This window comes from Curtobacterium sp. B8 (assembly GCF_000333315.1).
GTDB classification, from domain to species: Bacteria; Actinomycetota; Actinomycetes; order Actinomycetales; family Microbacteriaceae; genus Curtobacterium; species Curtobacterium luteum.
On record NZ_BACW01000308.1, the window covers coordinates 1 to 2,920 of the forward strand.

Annotated in this window: 2 protein-coding genes and 1 pseudogene; 2 read left to right on the plus strand and 1 reads right to left on the minus strand. The window is 73.4% G+C overall.

Translation table 11 applies throughout. From position 1 onward, the window contains the following. Positions 1–138: 138 nt before the first annotated feature. Positions 139–954 (plus strand): carbon-nitrogen hydrolase family protein, encoded by an 816-nt coding sequence (locus I59_RS07550; RefSeq protein ID WP_031273291.1) that lies wholly within the window; start codon positions 139–141, stop codon positions 952–954. A gap of 48 nt (positions 955–1,002) precedes the next feature. On the opposite strand, the gene I59_RS07555 is transcribed toward I59_RS07550, so the two are convergent. Continuing rightward, on the minus strand, positions 1,003–2,205 hold the full coding sequence (locus I59_RS07555; protein WP_022903338.1) for an aminotransferase class I/II-fold pyridoxal phosphate-dependent enzyme: 1,203 nt from the start codon (positions 2,203–2,205) through the stop codon (positions 1,003–1,005). 185 nt (positions 2,206–2,390) lie between these two features. Here I59_RS07555 and I59_RS21360 point away from each other — a divergent pair. Further along, a pseudogene (locus I59_RS21360) lies at positions 2,391–2,920 on the plus strand (hypothetical protein); the annotation flags it as partial.

The window sequence follows — 2,920 nt, forward strand, 5'->3', positions numbered from 1 at the left end:
TAGGTTCAAATCCTGCCCCCGCAACCAAGCGTCACACGAAGGCCCCGGTCCACTCGGACCGGGGCCTTCGTCGTTCCCGGGCCGTCCTCGCTGCCGGGCCGTGGTCGCGCCGGAGTCCGTCGCCGGTACGCTCGCGGCATGGGCATCCTGACGATCGCGGCCGCGCAGTTCGCTCCCGTGGACGACCCCGTGGCGAACGCCGCGACGATCCGGCGGTTCGCGGAGCAGGCCGTGCAGCGCGGGGCACAGCTGCTCGTGACGCCGGAGTACAGCTCCTACTTCACGGCCGACATCGACGACCGGTTCGTCGCCGCGGCGCAGGCCCTCGACGGGCCCTTCGTCACCGAACTCCGGGCGATCGCGGTGGACACCGGCCTGACGCTCGTGGTCGGTGTCGCCGAGACGGCCGACGACCCCGCACGCTTCCGGAACACGCTCGTCGCGGTCCGGCCCGACGGCTCGCTCGTCGGGACCTACCGGAAGGTGCACCTCTACGACGCGTTCGGGTCGCGGGAGTCCGACCGCATCGACGCCGGTGACCCGGAGCAGCTCCCGGTCTTCGAGCTGGACGGCGTGCGGGTCGGGCTCGAGACGTGCTACGATCTGCGGTTCCCCGAGGTCACCCGGCGTCTGGCTGCGCCGGAGCACGGCGCCGCCGACGTGGTCGTGCTGCCCGCCGAGTGGGTGCGCGGGCCGGGCAAGGAGCACCACTGGCGGACCCTCCTCACGGCGCGCGCGATCGAGAACACCGTGTGGGTGGTCGGCGTCGGTCAGACGCCGCCGATCGGCGTGGGCGGTTCGGTCGTGCTCGACCCGGCGGGCGTGGCGGTCGGCGCTGCCGGCGCGACCCCGGGGCTGCTCGTGGCGACGATCGACACCGAGGTCACCGCGGCGGTGCGGTCGGTGAACCCGTCCCTCGCGCTCCGCCGGTACGAGGTCGTGCCGCGCGACTGACGGACGCCGCCGGCGTGGCGGAGGCGATCCGTGCCTCCAGTCCGGCGGTCAGGCGGTCGGCGTGAGCGCCGCGAGGCGGGCGGCTGCGTCCTCGAGGACCGGCCGCTGCTTGCAGAACGCGAAGCGCACGAGCGATCGGTAGCCCGACTGGTGGTCTGGTCGGACGAAGGCGGACACCGGCACACCCACGACGCCGACCCGTCCGGGGAGCGCGAGGCAGAACTCGCGCGCGTCCGCGAAGCCGAGGGGCGCGGCGTCGGCGATGACGAAGTACCCGCCGTCCGGTCGCATGACGTCGAACCCGGCACGGCGCAGCCCGTCGGCGAGGAGTTCGTGCTTCGCGGCGAGCGTGGCCGCGATGCCGGTGAAGACCTCGGTCGGCAGTCGGAGCCCGGCGGCGACCGCGGGCTGGAACGGCGAACCGTTCACGAAGGTCAGGAACTGCTTGACGGTGGTGATCGCGTCGACGAGCGCCGGGGGAGCGGTGAGCCACCCGATCTTCCAGCCGGTCGTGCTGAAGGTCTTCCCAGCGCTCGAGATCGTGACGGTGCGGTCGCGCGCTCCCGGGAGGGTGGCGATCGGCACGTGCGGCGTGGCGAAGGTGAGGTGTTCGTAGACCTCGTCGGTGACCACCACGGCGTCGTACTGCTCGGCGAGCTCGACCACGGTGCGGAGGACCTCGGGCGGTAGGACGCGGCCGGTGGGGTTGTGCGGCGTGTTCACGAGGACGACGCGGGTCCGGTCCGAGAAGGCCGCGCGGAGCGTCGTCTCGTCGGGCAGGAAGTCCGGCGCGGTGAGCGGCACCGTGACGTGCGTCCCGCCGGCGAGCCGGACGAGCGCCCCGTAGGCGTCGTAGAAGGGCTCGAAGGTGATCACCTCGTCGCCGGGTTCGACCAGGGCGAGGAGCGTCGCCGCCAGCGCCTCGGTGGCGCCGGCGGTGACCAGGACCTCGCGGTCGGAGTCGACGTCGAGGCCGTACCAGCGCGCCTGGTGCTCGGCGATCGCCGCACGGAGGTCCGGGATCCCACGCCCCGGCGGGTACTGGTTCGCGCCGTCGCGGATGGCCTGCACGGCGGCCTCGAGGACCTCCCGCGGGCCGTCCTCGTCGGGGAACCCCTGGCCGAGGTTGATCGCCCCGGTCGCGGCGGCGAGGGCGCTCATCTCGGCGAAGACGGTGGGTGCCGGGACGCCGTCCGGTCCCAGGAGCATCGCTCCCTCGGCCGCGCGCAGCCAGGGTCCCTCGAGTCGCATGGTGGTCCCTCCGCTGCGGGTCGAACGTGCCGGACGTCACCCAACCTAGCGGTGGGCCGGACCAGGACCGCGGCGGACGTCCTCAGCGCACGCATACGATCGCCATAGGTCACGTGCAGCCCGGCCGGTACCGGCGCTCAGGTCGGTGCGACAGACTGCACGTGCTTGAAAGGAGCACGTCCAGCATGAGCGACAACACGCCCCACGGGCAGGACGACGACCGCCGTCCGGACGAGACGAACGAGACCACGTCCGCCGAGGGCACCACGTCCGCGCCGAACGACTCCCTCGCGGCTGACGACCGCCAGGCAGCAGACCACACCGACGTGATCGAGCCAGCCACCGCGAACGAGACCGACGTGTTCCCGCGCGCGGGCGAGCAGGCGACGTCGCAGTACACGGCGCCGTACCCCGCCGCGGGCGCGGGCCAGTACGGCCAGGGCAGCGGCGGACAGACGGGCCAGTACGGCCAGTCGGGCCAGCAGAGCCCCTACGGAGCGCACGGCTCCGCCTACGGGCAGCAGGACCAGTCCGGCTCCGGCCAGGGCGGCAGCCAGTACGGCCAGCCGGGCCAGTACGGCCAGGGCGGCAGCCAGTACGGCCAGCCGAGCCAGTACGGCCAGGGCAGCGGCCAGTCGAGCCAGTACGGGCAGGGCTCCAGCCAGTACGGCCAGGGCGGCAGCCAGGACGGGCAGGGCTCCAGCCAGTACGGGCA

Bases quoted from the DNA above. Each gene is read 5' to 3' on its own strand.
- I59_RS07555 (WP_022903338.1), bottom strand. From the start codon at position 2,205: ATGCGACTCGAGGGACCCTGGCTGCGCGCGGCCGAGGGAGCGATGCTC.
- I59_RS07550 (WP_031273291.1), top strand. From the start codon at position 139: ATGGGCATCCTGACGATCGCGGCCGCGCAGTTCGCTCCCGTGGACGAC.